The 17,161-nt window shown below is 48.5% G+C and carries 19 protein-coding genes; all 19 read left to right on the top strand.

Translation table 11 applies throughout. The features are described 5' to 3' along the window. Positions 1–287 precede the first annotated feature (287 nt). Complete coding sequence (gene upp / locus MKX74_RS25500) at positions 288–917, top strand: uracil phosphoribosyltransferase (protein WP_018884140.1); 630 nt, start codon at positions 288–290, stop codon at positions 915–917. 150 nt (positions 918–1,067) lie between these two features. Continuing rightward, complete coding sequence (gene wecB / locus MKX74_RS25495; protein ID WP_341180173.1) at positions 1,068–2,222, top strand: non-hydrolyzing UDP-N-acetylglucosamine 2-epimerase; 1,155 nt, start codon at positions 1,068–1,070, stop codon at positions 2,220–2,222. 186 nt (positions 2,223–2,408) lie between these two features. After that, positions 2,409–2,651 (top strand): AtpZ/AtpI family protein, encoded by a 243-nt coding sequence (locus MKX74_RS25490; RefSeq protein ID WP_018884143.1) that lies wholly within the window; start codon positions 2,409–2,411, stop codon positions 2,649–2,651. Continuing rightward, positions 2,644–3,036, top strand: coding sequence for an ATP synthase subunit I (locus MKX74_RS25485; protein WP_026281033.1), 393 nt, complete (start codon positions 2,644–2,646; stop codon positions 3,034–3,036). Before MKX74_RS25490 ends, MKX74_RS25485 begins: the two co-directional genes overlap by 8 nt. 18 nt (positions 3,037–3,054) lie before the next feature. Beyond that, positions 3,055–3,864: a F0F1 ATP synthase subunit A gene (atpB, locus tag MKX74_RS25480; RefSeq protein ID WP_341180172.1), complete on the top strand. Its 810-nt coding sequence runs from the start codon at positions 3,055–3,057 to the stop codon at positions 3,862–3,864. 88 nt (positions 3,865–3,952) lie between these two features. Continuing rightward, a complete protein-coding gene (gene atpE, locus MKX74_RS25475) occupies positions 3,953–4,177 on the top strand; it encodes a F0F1 ATP synthase subunit C (protein ID WP_018884146.1) in 225 nt (74 codons plus the stop codon). 111 nt (positions 4,178–4,288) lie between these two features. After that, positions 4,289–4,777, top strand: coding sequence for a F0F1 ATP synthase subunit B (gene atpF / locus MKX74_RS25470; RefSeq protein ID WP_018884147.1), 489 nt, complete (start codon positions 4,289–4,291; stop codon positions 4,775–4,777). Further along, positions 4,774–5,319, top strand: coding sequence for a F0F1 ATP synthase subunit delta (locus MKX74_RS25465; protein ID WP_025681507.1), 546 nt, complete (start codon positions 4,774–4,776; stop codon positions 5,317–5,319). The genes atpF and MKX74_RS25465 overlap by 4 nt, the downstream gene beginning before the upstream one ends. Positions 5,320–5,338: 19 nt before the next feature. Further along, a complete protein-coding gene (gene atpA / locus MKX74_RS25460; RefSeq protein WP_018884149.1) occupies positions 5,339–6,853 on the top strand; it encodes a F0F1 ATP synthase subunit alpha in 1,515 nt (504 codons plus the stop codon). A gap of 328 nt (positions 6,854–7,181) precedes the next feature. Next, positions 7,182–8,048 (top strand): ATP synthase F1 subunit gamma, encoded by an 867-nt coding sequence (gene atpG / locus MKX74_RS25455; RefSeq protein WP_018884150.1) that lies wholly within the window; start codon positions 7,182–7,184, stop codon positions 8,046–8,048. 162 nt (positions 8,049–8,210) lie between these two features. Next, complete coding sequence (gene atpD / locus MKX74_RS25450) at positions 8,211–9,611, top strand: F0F1 ATP synthase subunit beta (protein WP_018884151.1); 1,401 nt, start codon at positions 8,211–8,213, stop codon at positions 9,609–9,611. Between the two features lie 66 nt (positions 9,612–9,677). Further along, on the top strand, positions 9,678–10,085 hold the full coding sequence (locus MKX74_RS25445; protein ID WP_018884152.1) for a F0F1 ATP synthase subunit epsilon: 408 nt from the start codon (positions 9,678–9,680) through the stop codon (positions 10,083–10,085). Between the two features lie 356 nt (positions 10,086–10,441). Further along, on the top strand, positions 10,442–10,699 hold the full coding sequence (locus tag MKX74_RS25440) for a DUF1146 family protein (protein WP_018884153.1): 258 nt from the start codon (positions 10,442–10,444) through the stop codon (positions 10,697–10,699). A 226-nt stretch (positions 10,700–10,925) separates the two neighbouring features. Further along, positions 10,926–12,269 carry a UDP-N-acetylglucosamine 1-carboxyvinyltransferase gene (gene murA, locus MKX74_RS25435; RefSeq protein ID WP_341180171.1) on the top strand — a complete coding sequence of 448 codons (1,344 nt, stop codon included), beginning with the start codon at positions 10,926–10,928 and terminating at the stop codon, positions 12,267–12,269. Positions 12,270–12,520: 251 nt separating this feature from the next. Next, entirely contained in the window at positions 12,521–13,636 is a 1,116-nt protein-coding gene (gene spoIID / locus MKX74_RS25430) for a stage II sporulation protein D (protein WP_341180170.1), read from the top strand. 72 nt (positions 13,637–13,708) lie between these two features. Further along, the gene (locus tag MKX74_RS25425) at positions 13,709–14,437 is read left to right on the top strand and encodes a M23 family metallopeptidase (protein ID WP_025681505.1); all 729 of its coding nucleotides are present in this window, start codon (positions 13,709–13,711) and stop codon (positions 14,435–14,437) included. Positions 14,438–14,724: 287 nt separating this feature from the next. Next, positions 14,725–15,012 carry a sporulation transcriptional regulator SpoIIID gene (spoIIID, locus tag MKX74_RS25420; RefSeq protein ID WP_018884157.1) on the top strand — a complete coding sequence of 96 codons (288 nt, stop codon included), beginning with the start codon at positions 14,725–14,727 and terminating at the stop codon, positions 15,010–15,012. Between the two features lie 175 nt (positions 15,013–15,187). Beyond that, a complete protein-coding gene (locus tag MKX74_RS25415; protein WP_018884158.1) occupies positions 15,188–16,186 on the top strand; it encodes a rod shape-determining protein in 999 nt (332 codons plus the stop codon). A 93-nt stretch (positions 16,187–16,279) separates the two neighbouring features. Then, complete coding sequence (locus MKX74_RS25410; RefSeq protein ID WP_028589733.1) at positions 16,280–17,161, top strand: flagellar hook-basal body protein; 882 nt, start codon at positions 16,280–16,282, stop codon at positions 17,159–17,161.

The raw sequence follows: 17,161 nt of genomic DNA, 5'->3' as shown, positions 1-17,161 counted from the left end.
TCGTCCGAAAGGCGAGGGCTCTTTCATTTCTCTAATTCGTTACCACAGGCAGGTGTTAAAAGCGGCAAGGAATGATATAATATACGAGATTTGTGGATCGATAGCACCTATAGTTGGGCAATGAATGAATATAGACCCTCACTGCATTATACGATTGCTTAGTATTTGAAATAATAATGAACGTATAGTGGAGTACATGCGATTACAGCAAGCTGCAATCACCTGTGGTCTATACGCGAGACTACAGCGTGCTAAGGAAATGAAGTAGGATACCGGAGGGACTTAATATGGGTAAACTGGTGATATGCGATCACCCATTAATTCAACACAAACTGACCTTCATTCGGGATGTACGCACGAATACGAAAGACTTTCGTGAATTGGTCGATGAAGTAGCGACGCTGATGGCTTATGAGATTACACGTGACATTCCACTGGAGAGCATTGTGGTACAGACTCCTGTGGCAGAGACGGAAGGCAAAGTCATTTCCGGGCGTATGCTCGGTCTGATACCGATCCTGCGAGCAGGACTAGGGATGCTGGATGGCGTAGTGAAGCTGCTCCCTGCAGCCAAGGTAGGTCATGTCGGGCTGTTCCGTGATCCGGAGACACTGCAGCCTGTTGAATATTATACGAAGCTGCCGACCGATGTTACTGAGCGTGAGCTGATTGTCATCGACCCGATGCTTGCTACGGGAGGTTCGGCAATTGCAGCGATTGATGTGCTCAAGAAGCGTGGCTGCACGCAGATTAAAATGATGAACCTGATTGCAGCTCCCGAAGGCGTCAAAGCGGTTCAGGATGCACACCCTGATGTGGACATCTATGTAGCTGCACTGGACGAGCGTCTGGACAGTCATGGGTACATTATTCCTGGTCTGGGGGATGCCGGAGACCGACTCTACGGCACTAAGTAAAGCCAGCAAGCAGGAAGTTTGCAGTTGGGTTGGGAAGTATTCATAATGTAATTTATGGAAGTATCTATTATAAGCAGATAATATGGCCCCGGACACATGAACATACCATTGTTACCGGGGCCATGCTTTAATGTGAAAAGGAGCTTAATCATGTCCAAGATTAAAGTAATGACGATTTTTGGAGTACGGCCAGAAGCGATCAAGATGGCCCCGCTTATTCTGGAGCTGGAGCGCCATCCCGAGCATATTGAATCCATCGTGTGCGTAACTGCTCAGCATCGTCAAATGCTGGATCAGGTGCTGGAGGTATTCAACATCCACCCGGATTACGATCTGGATGTTATGAAGGACCGGCAGACCTTGAACGAAATCTCCATTAGAGTGCTGCAGGGTCTGGAGCCTGTGCTTCGGGAAGCCAAGCCAGATATCGTACTGGTGCATGGAGATACGCTTACGACGTTCTTAGCTAGTTATGCGGCCTTCATGCAGCAGATTCAGGTCGGCCATGTCGAAGCAGGGCTGCGGACCTGGAATAAGCTCTCTCCATACCCAGAGGAGATGAATCGTCAGCTGACGGGCGTGTTATCGGATCTACACTTTTCTCCTACGGATCTGTCAGCAGGGAACCTTCGGAAGGAGAATAAACTGGAAGAAAACATCTACGTAACTGGAAATACAGTTACGGATGTTTTCCAGTATACTGTGCGTGAGGACTATACGCATCCGGTGCTTGAATGGGCACAGGGCAAGCGTCTGATTCTCATGACCGCGCATCGTCGCGAATCACAGGGTGAGCCACATCGCAACATTTTCCGGGCTGTGAAGCGCATTGCGGATGAGTTCGAGGATGCAGCGATTGTCTATCCGGTCCATCCAAGCCCTGCTGTGAAGGAGCCTGCATTCGAGATCCTTGGGAACCACCCACGCATTCGTCTGATTGATCCATTGGATGTAGTGGACCTGCACAATTTCTATCCGCATACTCATTTGATTCTGACAGACTCTGGCGGATTACAGGAAGAAGCGCCTTCCTATGGTGTGCCTGTACTGGTATTGCGAGATACAACTGAGCGTCCAGAGGGGATTGAGGCCGGTACGCTTGAGCTGGTTGGGACTGACGAAGAGAAAGTCTATGCGCGTGCACGTGCTCTTCTGACGGACAAAGGGTTATATGAAACGATGAGCAAGGCTGCAAATCCATACGGAGACGGAAAAGCTTCGGTTAGAATTGTCAATGCGATTCTTCACCATTTCGGAGTCAAAGCTGAGCGTCCGGAAGAGTTTCACAGAATGTTCACAAAATAGTTGTATTCGATATTATACAAGCCGTACAGTTAGCATACAGTTCAACTGTACGGTTTGTAAGGAATTTTACCCTTTTTAGGGGGAGTTTCCACCCGTTTTTTTCCCACTGGAAAGCCATTAGCATTCAATTGACAAAGTGTCTTATATTTAAGTAAAATGGACTGGAATTACAGGGGTGACACGAAAATGGTCAAGCAAGCCAAGCCCAAGGACTCGGGAAATGTTTGGAAGGCCGCTAGCGTGGTCAGTGTTCTTGGCGTGAATCTAGTCGTATGTGTGTATGGCGGATTTCTCATCGGAAACTGGCTCGGGAATCGTTTCGGACATCTTGGGATTTGGATTGCCGTAAGCGTTATCGTAGGCTTGGTTGCAGGTATCTCAAATGTCGCTCTTGTCATAAGAAAGGTACTGAGGGACAATAATGAGTGAGACAAATCGGTTTCAAAGAGCGCTTTGGGTGGTCGCATTGTTCTTTATTGCGCTTTGTTTCCTTGTATCAGCACTAATGCCCCACCACCGTGACGTTGGTCACGGACTAGTCTTAGGAACTATTGTAAGCTGTCTAAATGTATTTCATATGTCTTTCAAGACACGAAAGGTTCTGGATGCTGCAGCAGGTGAATCACGCAAAAAGGTATTTGGGACCGGGTTTATTTTTCGAGCCGCAACCTCCATACTGGCCATGGTGCTGGCATTGGAATTCCCGTGGTATTTTAACGAAATTGCCGTAGCGGCAAGCCTTGTGTCCGGGCATCTTGCATTGCTGGTGATTGCCATCATCTTCTCTCTGAGAGAAGACCAGAAGCACCACTGAGAAAGGAGGGAGAAAAACATGCACGAATCACCGATCATTGAGCTTGGAGGATTACATATCGACTTGTCGATTGTATTGATGCTCATTGTTACCAGTACGATTGTATTTGTCCTTGCCCTCCTTGCAACTCGCAATTTGTCTGTCGAGAATCCAGGGAAATTGCAAAATTTCATGGAATGGGTCGCAGAATTTGTTCAAGGCCTGATTTCCAGTACAATGGATCTCAAGAAAGGTAGACCGTTCCTGTCCCTGGGGATGACACTCATTATGTTCATCTTCGTCGGGAATATGCTGGGCTTGCCCTTCGGGATCGTTACCTCTTATGACTCGGCTGAAGCGGCTACTATTTTCAGTAAGCCACTGCTGAGCGTTCAGGAGGTGTTCCACTCTGCGGCACCAGGTTCACACCCGCATGCAGCTGTAGCATGGTGGAAGTCACCAACAGCTGACTTGAGCGTAACCTTGGGACTGGCTCTAATCGTCTTTGCCATCGTTCACTTTATGGGGATGACACGCAATACCAAGGCATACTTTAAGCACTATGTGCAGCCGTTTCCGCTGTTCCTGCCGATTAACCTGATTGAGAATATTTCCAAGCCACTAACACATGGTATTCGTCTTTATGCGAATATTTTCGCAGGGGAGGTACTGATCTCTGTTATCCTGCAGATGTCGGCTCTGGGTATCGGCGGATATATCGCTTCAGTAGCCGGATTGATTGCATGGCAAGGCTTCAGTATTTTCATTGGCTCGATTCAGGCGTTTGTCTTTACAATTCTGACCTTTGTGTATCTGTCGCAAACGATTGATACGCATGAGGAGCACTAGGTTTCAACGTTAAGTATTGAAGCTAGCTTCACACTTAACTGTATATAATTAATTTTAAAATACACGTATTTGAGGGAGGATTTTTTCAATGGGAGTTTGGGCATTATTGGCAGCAGCTATCGTAGTAGGTCTGGGTGCGCTTGGAGCATCCATCGGTAACGGTCTGATCATCAGTAAAACAGTTGAAGGTATCGCTCGTCAGCCGGAAGCTAAGTCTTCCCTGCAAACGGTAATGTTCATCGGCGTTGGTCTGGTTGAGGTACTGCCTTTGATCGGTGTAGTACTCGCGTTCATTTTCTACGCAGCAGCTTAATTCATGATATATAAGGTTTGGCGGGGAAGGCACAGCCATCCGCGCCTTCTTTGTTGGATATCATCAATGAGAATTATGGAATAGGCGTTCACCGGAAAGGAGTGACTTCAATTGCATTTTGAATGGACATCCCTCGTGCTTGCTCTGATTGCCTTCGGGATTTTATATTGGTTGCTTGACCGTTATGCATTTGGACCGCTGTTCTCCATCATGGAGAAACGGCGTGAACTGGTTCAGCGTCAAATGAAGGAAGCAGCAGAAACACGTGAGCAAGCTACGGCTTATGTAGAGGAGCAAAAACAAGCACTGCAACAGGCTCGTCAGGAAGCTTATGAAATCTTGGAGCAATCCAAGCAGACAGGTACGAGACAGGCAGAGCAAATCATTGGCGAAGCTCGTGAAGAAGCTACTCGTCTGAAGGACGAAGCTGTTCGCGATATCGAGAATGAGCGTAACAAAGCAGTGGCCACTCTGCGTAATGAAGTGGGCAGAGCCTCTGTACAGATTGCTTCCAAGCTGATTCAAAAAGAAGTGAATGAGAGCCAAGTTCAAGAAGAGCTTGTGGACAAATACCTTAAAGAGGTAGGAGGCAGAGCATGAACCGTGACTCAGTAGTTGCTAAGCGGTATGCTAAAGCCTTGTACGAAGTAGCAGAGCAGCAAGGCCGGGTCATCGAAACGGAAGACGAACTTAGAGCTTTCGTAAAAGCTGTCTCGGGCGACAAGCAAATACTGAGCTTCATCAATTCTCCCAACATTACTGAAGCGGTCAAGCTGCAAGTGCTGGCTGAGAGCTTTCAGGACAAGTTGTCGGCTCCTGTGATCAATACGATCAAGCTGTTGGTGGGTCGGGGCAGAGCCAATCTGTTCGAAGAACTCCTGCAGGGCTATCTGGAGACTGAGGGAGAGAAGCTTGGACTAGCTGACGCTACGGTCTATTCTGCATATGCACTCAATGATGCGGAGAAGGCGGAAGTATCCGCTCTGTTCGGAGCCCGTGTGAACAAGAAGATTCGTGTGGAAAATGTAGTCGATCCAGAGGTGCTTGGTGGTCTGAAGGTCGTCATCGGGGATACGTTGTTTGATGGCAGTCTGGCAGGCAAGCTGGAGCGTCTTGAGAAATCTTTTAACAGACGAGTATAGAAGATAGGGGTGAACCTAGTTGAGTATCAGACCTGAAGAGATCAGTACATTGATCAAGAGTCAGATTGAACAATATAAGACGGATATTGAAGTGGTTGAGGTCGGTACAGTCGTAGAGGTCGGCGACGGGATCGCCCGCGTATACGGACTGGAAAATGTTATGTCCGGAGAGCTCGTTGAGTTCGACAACGGCGTACTGGGCTTGGCCCTTAACGTAGAAGAGAGCAACGTAGGTGTCGTTATTCTCGGTGAATTCATTGATATTCGTGAAGGCGGCCAGGTGAAACGTACAGGCCAAATCATGCAGGTGCCAGTAGGCGAAGCATTGATCGGTCGCGTCGTGAATCCACTGGGTCAGCCAGTAGACGGTAAAGGACCTATCGCAACTACGGAATTCCGTCCAGTTGAGAACCAGGCTCCTGGTGTTATGGCTCGTAAATCTGTACATGAGCCGATGCAAACAGGAATAAAAGCGATTGACGCGATGGTTCCAATCGGTCGTGGTCAGCGTGAGCTCATCATCGGTGACCGTCAGACTGGTAAGACATCTGTTGCAATCGATGCGATCCTGAACCAAAAAGGCAGTGGCATGAAGTGTATCTATGTAGCGATTGGTCAAAAACAATCCACAGTTGCACAAGTAGTGGAGACACTGCGTCGCAACGGTGCACTGGAATACACAATCGTTGTAACGGCATCAGCTTCTGAGCCGTCTCCATTGCTCTACATTGCACCATATGCTGGCGCAGCTATGGGTGAGTACTTCATGTACAAGGGCGAGCATGTCCTGATCGTATATGATGACCTGACCAAGCAGGCTTCTGCATATCGTGAGTTGTCCCTGTTGCTTCGTCGTCCTCCAGGTCGGGAAGCTTATCCAGGGGATGTATTCTACCTTCACTCTCGTTTGCTAGAGCGTGCAGCGAAGTTGAACGATGAGCTTGGCGGTGGCTCCATGACGGCGTTGCCGTTCATCGAGACACAAGCTTCTGATGTATCAGCTTACATTCCTACGAACGTAATCTCCATCACGGATGGTCAAATATTCCTGGAGTCTGAGTTGTTCTACTCCGGTCAACGTCCGGCGATCAACGTGGGTATTTCCGTATCCCGTGTTGGTGGCTCCGCTCAGATCAAAGCCATGAAGAAGGTAGCAGGCTCCCTGCGTCTGGATCTGGCTCAATATCGTGAGCTTCAAGCGTTCTCCCAGTTCGGCTCCGATCTGGATAAGTCCACCAAGGCCCGTCTGGACCGTGGTGCACGTATGATGGAAATTCTGAAGCAAGGTGTTAACCAACCACTGGCGGTTGAGCTTCAGGTTGTCAGTCTCTATACAGCAGTAAAAGGATATCTCGATGACATCCCTGTAGCGGATGTTAGAAGATTCGAGAAGGAATTCCTGTTGTTCATGCAATCCTCTCATGATGCAATTCTTCAATCCATTCGTGATACGAAGGATCTTGTTGCAGATAACGAAGCTGCATTGAAGGCTGCTATTGAGCAGTTCAAAAAATCGTTTGCCACTTCGGTCTAATCATTATCATTGAACCATGGCTGCGTTAGATCATTGCTCTAATGAATACGCTCTGGGTGTACTCCGGAGCTGTAAATAGCTTGAGTAAGCTCCGATTCGACTGGAGTGCGAATCGACAGCGTACAATACTGCTTTGACGGAATCATCACCTGGATATATGAATCCGAGAGAGTGTATGATTTCGTCAAAGCATAGCGAGTCTTTACGAAGTAACTTTGACTCCGTCAAAGCCTAGTAGATGCTTACGAGTAACTTTGACTCCGTCAAAGTCTAGCAAGATGTTTACGAAGTAGCTTTGACTTCGTCAAAGCTTGAAGGTGGTGAAATCATGGCAAAAGGTATGCGCGAGATTAAACGCCAGATCAAGAGTGTTCAGAATACGAAGCAGATTACCAAGGCAATGGAGATGGTAGCAGCTGCCAAGCTCAGAAGAGCGCAAGAGAAGGCAGATGCGGCACGTCCTTATGCTGAGAAGCTAAAAGAAGTAGTTGAAAGTATCGCGACTGGACAGAATGATGTGCAGCATCCGATGCTGCAGAGCAGACCTGTCAAGAAATCAGCTTATCTGGTGATTACTTCGGATGCTGGCCTCACAGGTGGCTATAACGCCAATATCCTGCGCCAAGTCACAACTACGCTGGCTGAACGTCATCAGTCCAAGGACGAATACGAGCTGTTCGTAATCGGACGTAAAGGAAGAGACTTCTTTACCAGACGTGGTCAAGTGCTGCAGGATGTCGTTACAGACCTGTCTGACTCTCCAGTGTTCGCAGATATTAAGGCGATTGCCCACAAAGCGGTTCATGGCTTCGAGCTGAGTCAATATGATGAGCTATATGTATGCTATAACCGTTTTGTTAATGCATTGACCCAAATTCCTACTGTAGAACGTCTTCTGCCAATGGCAACTCCAGAAGCTACCCAGTCAGCTGAGCGAATAGATTATGAGTATGAGCCTTCTGCTGCTGGCGTGCTTGAGGTACTGTTGCCTCGTTATGCAGAGACGCTGATTTATGGTGCTTTGCTGGAAGGTAAAGCTAGTGAATTAGGTGCGAAGATGACTGCAATGGGCTCTGCAACGAAGAATGCAACCAAAATGATTAATGAATTGTCACTTACCTATAACCGTGCCCGTCAGGCGGCGATTACGCAAGAAATTACGGAGATCGTAGCTGGGGCTAACGCACAGGTATAACATTCATGCGAATGAGCGTCTGGTCTAGCCGTAATTATGATTGCGGATAATCCTGAATGCTACGCGCTAAGGTATATAAAATGACGGCTTAACGGCGCAAAAAACAAAGGTAACAGTAGCGGGATTTGCAGCTGTGCAAGCATGTAGGAGGGAAACAGGAAGATGAACAAAGGACGTGTTGTGAGCATCATGGGTCCGGTAGTCGACGTTGAATTCGAACGTGGTCACCTTCCAGAAATTCTTAATGCAATCACGATCCAAGCAGAGATAGAGGGCGGTCGCAAGGTTGATCTGACCCTGGAAGCTTCCAAGCATTTGGGTGATAATCGCGTACGTTGTATCGCGATGTCATCTACGGATGGTCTCGTGCGCGGATTAGATGCAGTCGATACGGGGGCGCCAATTGCGGTGCCTGTTGGTGAAGTAACTCTTGGACGTGTATTTAACGTACTGGGTGCACCAATTGATGAAGCGGGAGATCTATCCGATGCGACCCGTAATCCGATCCACCGCAAAGCACCTTCATTTGATGAACTGACTACTCAGGCAGAAATGCTGGAGACAGGTATCAAGGTTATTGACCTGCTGGCTCCTTACGCAAAGGGTGGTAAAGTTGGCCTCTTCGGTGGTGCGGGTGTAGGTAAGACGGTTACCATTCAGGAGCTTATCAACAACATCGCACAGGAGCACGGTGGTATTTCTGTATTTGCAGGTGTGGGCGAGCGGACTCGTGAAGGTAATGACCTGTATCATGAAATGAAGGATTCCGGTGTAATTAACAAGACAGCGATGGTATTCGGACAAATGAACGAGCCTCCAGGCGCTCGTCTCCGCGTAGCGTTGACTGGTCTGACGATGGCGGAGTACTTCCGTGATCAAGAAGGCCGTGACGTATTGCTGTTTATTGATAACATCTTCCGTTTCACCCAAGCGGGCTCCGAGGTATCTGCCCTTCTTGGACGTATGCCATCGGCGGTAGGTTACCAGCCAACTCTGGCAACGGAGATGGGACAATTGCAAGAGCGGATCACTTCCACGAAAAAAGGTTCCGTTACTTCCATTCAGGCGATTTACGTGCCTGCGGATGACTATACTGACCCGGCTCCGGCTACGACATTTGCTCACTTGGATGCAACGACCAACTTGGAGCGTAAAATCTCCGAGATGGGTATCTACCCTGCGGTAGATCCACTCGCATCCAGCTCCCGGATTCTGGCACCAGAGGTTGTTGGTGAAGAGCATTACAATGTAGCTCAAGGCGTCAAGCAGATTCTGGCCCGTTATAACGAGCTTCAAGATATTATCGCAATCCTTGGTATGGATGAGCTGAGTGAAGAGGATAAAATGCTGGTAGCACGTGCACGTAAAATTCAGCGTTTCCTGTCCCAGCCATTCCACGTTGCAGAAGCATTCAACGGCATTCCGGGTAAATATGTTCCGGTTAAGGAAACGGTGCGCAGCTTCAAGGAAATTCTTGAGGGCAAGCATGACAATCTGCCGGAGGCGGCATTCCTGTTTGTCGGAACTATTGAAGAAGCAGTCGAGAAGGCCAAGCATCTGTAATGGTGCTTAACCGCACATAGCCTTTAGGTGGGCTGTCTTGCGGACAGCTGTTCAGGAGGGATGGAAGTGAGCACCTTTTTGTTGGAGATTGTAACTCCGGACCGGCAAGTCTATTCCGAGCAAGTGAATGGCTTGAGTGTAAGAGGCGTAGAAGGTGATCTGGGAATATTGCCAGGACACATTCCAATGGTTACTCCACTGCAGATCGCCCCTATGCGTATTAAGACCGGAGGCAATACAGAGGTTATTGCTGTGAACGGCGGATTTGTTGAGGTACGTAAGGAGAAGGTCATCGTTCTTGCTGAAAGTGCAGAGCGAGCTGAAGATATTGATGTGGAGCGTGCTCGTGCCGCAAGAGAGCGTGCAGAGCTACGTGTCCAAAGCAACCGCACTGACATCGATCATCTGCGTGCAGAGATTGCACTGCAAAAGGCTTTGAACCGTCTGAACGTCTCAGGAGGCGCCAAGAAATAGGTATTTTGAATCAGTTCTCAAAAAAAGCCCGGCAGATGTGACTGTCGGGCTTTTTGATGCATAGGATAGTGCATACCCACTCGGATGTGGAAGTAAGGCGATTATAGGAATCATATTGTCCCGTTTTGGTGAATACTACCAGCAACAAACAGAATTTGTCGAAAAAAAGCAGTTCTTTATGAATTAGGACTAGATTGTTATGCGTTTGCCAAGTATTATAGAGTAGTCAATTAAGCAGGCAAGCAATGTTTAATCTCATTTTGCTGCCCGCTATATATAACAAGAATTAAAAATACAGTATTCATGCAGAGCACTCCTGTTCATTACAGAAGAGTCTGCGTTACGGGGGTTGAACTATGAGTGATGAGTTGACCCGGCAGCTGAGTCAGGCTGCAAGCGCCAATGGCTTAATATCCATGCTGATCTCTCTTTTATGTATCGGTCTGTCATGGTGGGCGCTCCAGAACTTCAAGCTGGATCTACTGATCAGGCACCCTAAGGGACCGCAGGGCAGATTGCTGCATCTATTGTTTGCGATCGTGCTTGGACGCTTCGTGGCTGGTTTCATTTTGGATTATATGTCCTGGAGCCAGATGCTGCGTCATTTGTTTTAAGGGTATACCCTTTGGTTAATCACTTGTAGGCTGGAAGACAGGGATTGTCGAACGCTGACTGGTTCTGAAGGGTAAGCCATCAAAAAACGCTTGAATCCAAGTTTTAAACGATGATATGATGCAAGTTAGTGAGTTCACAATGAAACGCCCGTGATGGGCACGAAAATAGCGGATTACGTTCTTTTTCGGACCGAAAAGGAACACGAACGCGCGGAGGGAAATCATAATGAGCAAATTTATCGTCCGCGGTGGCAACCGATTGGTCGGAACAGTGAAGGTAAGCGGGGCTAAAAATTCCGTTCTTCCGATTATCGCAGCTTCTCTGCTGGGAGAAGAAGGAGAGAGTGTCATTATCGATGCGCCTCCCCTAGATGATGTGATGACGATTAATAAAGTATTGGAATCTCTGGGTGCGAGCGTTACATACCAGAATGAGACAATTCGTGTAGATGCAAAGTCCATTACCTCTTGTGAAGCCCCTTATGAATGGGTCCGTAAAATGCGGGCATCGTTTTTGGTTATGGGGCCTTTGCTTGCGCGTATGGGACATACACGTATCTCGTTGCCAGGCGGTTGCGCCATCGGTACTCGTCCGATTGATCAGCATCTGAAGGGATTTGAAGCGCTTGGCGCCGAGATCAGCATGGGCCAGGGCTATGTAGAGGCTCGCAGTGCAGGACGTCTGCGTGGAGCCAAAATCTATCTGGATGTGGCTAGCGTAGGAGCAACCGAGAACATCATGATGGCAGCGGTGCTCGCCGAAGGTACTACGATCATTGAGAATGCTGCCAAGGAACCGGAAATTGTGGATCTGGCTAACTATCTGAACGGCATGGGCGCCAAGGTTCGTGGGGCGGGTACCGGCATGATCCGCATTGAAGGTGTGGAGAAAATGCATGGCACTCGGCATGTTGTCATTCCGGACCGTATTGAAGCGGGGACCTACATGGCAGCTGCGGCCATTACAGGTGGAGATGTCTATGTAGAAGGCGCAATCTCCGACCATCTGGGTCCAGTCATTTCGAAGCTTGAGGAAATGGGTGTCACGATCCAACCGGATGAGAACGGCATTCGCGTCATCAGCGACAAGCCACTAAAGGCTGTGGATATCAAGACTCTTCCATACCCTGGGTTTCCAACCGACATGCAGTCCCAGATGATGGCATTGCAGTTGGTGGCCAAGGGCACAAGTGTCATCACGGAGACGGTCTTTGAGAACCGTTTCATGCACGTGGATGAATTCCATCTTATGAATGCAGAGATTAAGGTTGAGGGCAGAACATCCATTATTACGGGTGAGGCTCAGCTGACAGGCGCGAAAGTATGTGCGACGGACCTGCGGGCAGGAGCAGCTTTAATTCTTGCTGGTCTGGTTGCAGAAGGCACAACTGAGGTGTCTGGTGTGCATCATATCGATCGTGGATATGTACATTTGGCCGAGAAGCTCTCCAAGCTCGGAGCGGATATCTATCGTGTAGTAGTTGAAGAGACCAAGAACGAGCCTGCTGCTGAGAGCCTGCTGAAGGAAGAAACCTCTCCTATTTTCAAAGTACAACCTACATTAGCTTAATCAACAGTAACCTGTTTTCACAAGGTTGCACATATAGCCATGGTGCTTACCACTGGCTACGGTCGTCCATCGCATTTGCGGTGGGCGATTTTTTTGTTTGTACGTCAACATCGTTGGCCCCGATCCTTCCTTCGATTCTCTCAAGCAGGCTCTATTTAAGAGTTCTATTTGCTAGATGGTCTTCATAAGATTCAGTATCCGGCAATGCAAGATAGCTGGAGCTTAATCATGGTATGGAGGCTGCACAATAGATGAAAGAATATCGAGGCAACACTCGCTGGACTCCGTCGAAGCCCCCTGGACAGGCTGTTCGCCCATGGCTCCCATTAACTGGCGCAGCTGTCTTCTTCGCTTTGGTTCTGGTGATTCCGACGGTGTTAGTTGGCCCTGGGCATGAATGGCCAAATCCACCAGCTACGGATCAGTCGTCAGCTTCCTCTGAAGCTGGTAGACATCCAGTAGGAACGCAGAGTACAGCATCTCAGGACATTCAAGTGACGGTGCTACTTAGCGCGTCAGGCACTACTGAAACCGTCCTATTAGAAGACTATGTGGCTGGGGTGGTAGCTGCCGAGATGCCAGCTTCGTTTGAAACGGAGGCACTTAAGGCCCAGGCCATTGCTGCACGAACCTTTATCGTAAGGCGACTGTCCGCGCAAGACCGTAGCGGTTCACCTGGTGCAGATGTGACAGATACCATTCAGCATCAGGTCTATCTTTCAGAGGAAAGCCTGAAGAAGAACTGGGAGAATGCTGGCAAAGCGGAAGCTCTCGCAAAAATTCGAAAAGCGGTACAAGACACTAGAGATATTATTATGGTATACGGTGGACGACCGATTACGGCTTCGTTTTTTTCAACAAGCAACGGATACACAGAGAACTCTGAGGATGTGTGGCAAGCCAGAGTACCCTATCTGCGCAGTGTCCCGAGCCCATGGGATCAGAAGATTGCACCTGGTTATCGGAAGACGGTCAGGTTCACAAGGGACGAGCTGATTCAGAAGCTTAACCTCCCGCGAAAGGCCATCGCCACGCTTTCGTCGAACAAGAGTCTCCCGGAAATGCGCACAATATCGAAGACAGCCGGGCATCGCATTGAGAAAATTCGTATAGGAGACGAGGTCTATTCCGGAGTGGAGGTTCGTAGTAGACTAGGACTCCGATCCAGCGAATTTACCTGGCAGGAAGACTCGCAGGGCGTTACCATCACTACCTTTGGAAATGGGCATGGAGTGGGGATGAGTCAATGGGGAGCGAATGGCATGGCCAAAGAGGGCTATACGACGACGAAGATTCTTCAACACTACTACACGGGAATCTCCTTCGCTAAGGCTTCAAAACTGTTAACAACCAGGCAGGAAGGATAAATTTTCAAATTTTCTGAGTTTACGAGTATAAAAGAGTTGCACCCGGTAACACTTGTTACTGAGGTGATAATCATGAATGAAGAAAACAAAAACCAGAATCATGAAGACTCTTCCAAAACAAAAATGGGAGAACAAGGCGCACAGTCGTCTTCATGGAGGAAGCTGTTGTCTAAAAGGTGGGTCTATCCTGCAGCCTACATTGCCGCAGCAGCCATTATATTAACTCTCGTGTGGGTCTATCAGGATGGCAGCAAGACACCTCTTCAGCAAGACCCGACCGAAGCACAGCAAGTCTCAGTTGGCGAAGACGTTGGTATGACAGGAGAGCAGGATAGCATGGAAGTCGTCGCTCAGTCGGAGAACATGGTATGGCCTGTAGCGAATGCTACAGAGGTACAAGTCGTGAAGCCGTTTTTTGACACCAATGCCAGTGAAGAAGAACAAGCCTCTGCGATGGTAGAGTATGACCAGACCTTCACAGCTAACACAGGAATTGATCTGGCTCGTGCGGATGATCAGGTATTTGATATCCAGGCTGCTATGAGCGGAAAAGTAACTCGGGTAGAGCAGCATCCACTAATGGGCAGTATTGTGGAGATTACGCATGACAACAATCTCAAGACGGTCTACCAAAGCCTTGATCATGTGAAGGTCAAGGAGGGCGATGCCGTCAAGCAACAGGATGTAATTGCGGTAGCTGGACGTAGTGAGATGGAGAAGGATCTCAAGAATCACCTTCATTTCGAGGTTATCCAGGATGGTCAGCCAGTAAATCCAGTGACAGTTCTGCCGAAGCAATAAGCTTTCTAAGCTTGTCCATCAACAAAGTGATATAAATCAATCGCAAGGCTGTATGAAGCGTCATGCATTACCATATCTACGTTCATGCAGGAAAGTCCCTTCACCATGCATACATGATGGTGAGGGGCTTTTTTTTTTGGAAACGTATAAGTATTCATCATTGTGTTCCTTGATGCCATCCGCAAAATAAAAGGGCCTCCCGATGCTTGTCACACCGCCAAAGCAAGAATATCTAGGCACGCCACTCATATAATGTACCAAACTATCCACAGTAGGGAGGCGGGAGCGTGCACGATTACATCAAGGAACGGACCATCAAGATCGGTCGCTGTATCGTGGAAACAAGGCATACGGTCCGAACCATCGCCAAGGAATTCGGTGTCTCAAAGAGCACGGTGCATAAGGACCTGACGGAGCGGCTACCTGAAATTAATCCGGACCTAGCGGATCAGGTGAAGCATATTCTCGAATATCATAAATCGATCCGCCATCTGCGGGGAGGAGAGGCGACCAAGATTAAATACAAAAAAACGAGCAGTAAGAAAAGAGACGTGCTGGTGTCAGCCAAATCCTGAAATAATTGAGTAAATTGATAAGGTATAGCTGACAAATCCATTGAATACTTCCCCTGAAGTATGATATGTTAAAAGATGGTACAAGATCGAATTATGACATGTAATACTCGTTTAATACATACAATTGCCGTTTCTTGTCGACATTTTTTAAAATATTACTTTGGGGGCTCTTTATATGATTAGCAAGGACATCGGAATCGATCTCGGCACGGCCAACGTGCTAATACACGTGAAAGGAAAGGGGGTCGTACTTGACGAACCCTCTGTCGTGACGATTGAAAGTGATACCAAGAGGGTCCTTGCTGTCGGTGAAGAAGCCCGGCGGATGGTAGGACGGACACCTGGTAATATCGTGGCGATTCGACCGCTGCGTGATGGTGTTATCGCTGATTTTGAGATTACGGAGGCCATGCTCAAGTACTTTATCAGCCGCGTAGGCGGCAAGAGCTGGTATAGTCATCCACGCATTCTGATCTGTGCGCCGACGAATATTACTTCTGTTGAGCAGAAGGCGATTCGTCAAGCAGCGGAGCGGAGCGGAGCCAGAGAGGTATTTCTCGAGGAGGAGCCGAAGGCAGCTGCGATTGGCGCAGGTATGGACATTTTTGAGCCTAGCGGCAACATGGTGGTGGACATCGGTGGCGGAACAACAGATGTAGCAGTATTATCTATGGGTGACATCGTGACAGCCTCATCGATCAAGATGGCAGGGGACAAGTTCGATGAAGCCATTATGAAGTCCATCAAAACGAAGTACAAGCTCCTGATTGGGGAGCGCACCTCGGAGGATATCAAGATCGCTATTGGGACTGTGCACCCGCAAGGTAAGCAAGCTGAGATGGATATTCGCGGACGTGACATGGTGACAGGTCTTCCGAAGACCATCACCATCACAGCGGAGGAAGTACAGGATGCTCTGACAGACCCCGTGACGGCTATTGTAGCTGCAGCAAAATCGGTACTGGAGCGGACACCTCCTGAGCTGTCTGCTGATATTATAGATCGTGGCGTAATTCTGACAGGTGGGGGAGCATTGCTTAACGGCTTGGACGAGCTATTGGCTCAAGAGCTGCGCGTACCCGTACTTGTCGCAGAGGACCCGATGCATTGTGTCGTTAAGGGAACTGGAATTATGCTGAATAATCTTGATCAAGTGGTTAAGAAAAAGTTCTGACCTGCCGATAAACAATTGTAGATACATGTGTGACTTTTATCTTTACAAGCGTTGCAAGACGCTTCCACTATAGATTATGCGAGGTGCGCCAGAATGCTAAGAGGATTATACACCGCAACTGCCGGGATGATGACCCAGCAGCGTCGTCATGATACCGTTACGCAGAATATTGCGAATATGAATACTCCCGGATATAAACAGGAATACAGTGTGCAGCGGGCTTTCCCTGAGGTGCTTATTTCCATGATGGGTGGTCATTCCGATAATCCGAATCGTACCATCGGTAGGCTGAATACTGGCGTATTCGCGGAAGAGAGCCTTACCCCGTATGTGTCGGGGATTATTACAGCTAGCGGAGAGAATACGGATTTTGCATTGGAAGCCGACCTTGAAGTGCTGGACCCGACGACCAATGAGCCAATCCCTTTTGACTCGACTGGCAAGTATGTGAATGCAGACGGAGAAGTATCGTACAAGCCGCAGGCATTTTTTACCGTCCTTGACGCCAACAACGAATTGCGGTATACCCGAGGAGGGCAATTCAATGTGACTCCAGATGGACAACTGGTAACGTCAACGGGCTTTCGAGTGGCCGATACGAATGGAGAGGCCATTATGGTGACGGGCCCTACTTCGGATTTTAAGGTGAATTCCCGCGGCGAAGTGCTGGATGCGGATGGTCAGCCGACAGATGTAACTCTTGGCATCAGTGTTATCGACAGACCATACCAGCTTATGAGAGAAGGCAACGGTAATTTCAGGCTGGATGATCGAGACGGAGCTGTGGCACGCTATTTAGGAGCAGAAGATAACGTCCAGCTTAAGCAAGGCTTTGTTGAGAGCTCCAATGTGGATTCCACCCAGTCGATGATTGATATGATGGCTGCGGCAAGAGCTTATGAGGCGAATCAGCGTGTCATTCAATTTTTTGATAAGAGTCTTGAGAAGGCCGTCAATGAAGTAGGTCGTGTATAA

It is taken from the genome of Paenibacillus sp. FSL K6-1230 (genome assembly GCF_038002385.1).
In the GTDB taxonomy this organism is placed as follows: domain Bacteria; phylum Bacillota; class Bacilli; order Paenibacillales; family Paenibacillaceae; genus Paenibacillus; species Paenibacillus massiliensis.
Note: the sequence above shows the minus strand (reverse complement) of the source record. Positions and strands in the feature narration are given on the sequence as shown.

Excerpts from the sequence above, each read along its gene's own strand:
- MKX74_RS25465 (WP_025681507.1), top strand. The coding sequence starts at position 4,774 with ATGAACCGTGACTCAGTAGTTGCTAAGCGGTATGCTAAAGCCTTGTAC.
- atpB (WP_341180172.1), top strand. The coding sequence starts at position 3,055 with ATGCACGAATCACCGATCATTGAGCTTGGAGGATTACATATCGACTTG.
- MKX74_RS25485 (WP_026281033.1), top strand. The coding sequence starts at position 2,644 with ATGAGTGAGACAAATCGGTTTCAAAGAGCGCTTTGGGTGGTCGCATTG.
- MKX74_RS25425 (WP_025681505.1), top strand. The coding sequence starts at position 13,709 with ATGAATGAAGAAAACAAAAACCAGAATCATGAAGACTCTTCCAAAACA.
- MKX74_RS25415 (WP_018884158.1), top strand. The coding sequence starts at position 15,188 with ATGATTAGCAAGGACATCGGAATCGATCTCGGCACGGCCAACGTGCTA.
- MKX74_RS25410 (WP_028589733.1), top strand. The coding sequence starts at position 16,280 with ATGCTAAGAGGATTATACACCGCAACTGCCGGGATGATGACCCAGCAG.
- atpE (WP_018884146.1), top strand. The coding sequence starts at position 3,953 with ATGGGAGTTTGGGCATTATTGGCAGCAGCTATCGTAGTAGGTCTGGGT.
- wecB (WP_341180173.1), top strand. The coding sequence starts at position 1,068 with ATGTCCAAGATTAAAGTAATGACGATTTTTGGAGTACGGCCAGAAGCG.
- MKX74_RS25440 (WP_018884153.1), top strand. The coding sequence starts at position 10,442 with ATGAGTGATGAGTTGACCCGGCAGCTGAGTCAGGCTGCAAGCGCCAAT.
- atpD (WP_018884151.1), top strand. The coding sequence starts at position 8,211 with ATGAACAAAGGACGTGTTGTGAGCATCATGGGTCCGGTAGTCGACGTT.
- spoIID (WP_341180170.1), top strand. The coding sequence starts at position 12,521 with ATGAAAGAATATCGAGGCAACACTCGCTGGACTCCGTCGAAGCCCCCT.
- upp (WP_018884140.1), top strand. The coding sequence starts at position 288 with ATGGGTAAACTGGTGATATGCGATCACCCATTAATTCAACACAAACTG.
- murA (WP_341180171.1), top strand. The coding sequence starts at position 10,926 with ATGAGCAAATTTATCGTCCGCGGTGGCAACCGATTGGTCGGAACAGTG.
- MKX74_RS25490 (WP_018884143.1), top strand. The coding sequence starts at position 2,409 with ATGGTCAAGCAAGCCAAGCCCAAGGACTCGGGAAATGTTTGGAAGGCC.
- atpG (WP_018884150.1), top strand. The coding sequence starts at position 7,182 with ATGGCAAAAGGTATGCGCGAGATTAAACGCCAGATCAAGAGTGTTCAG.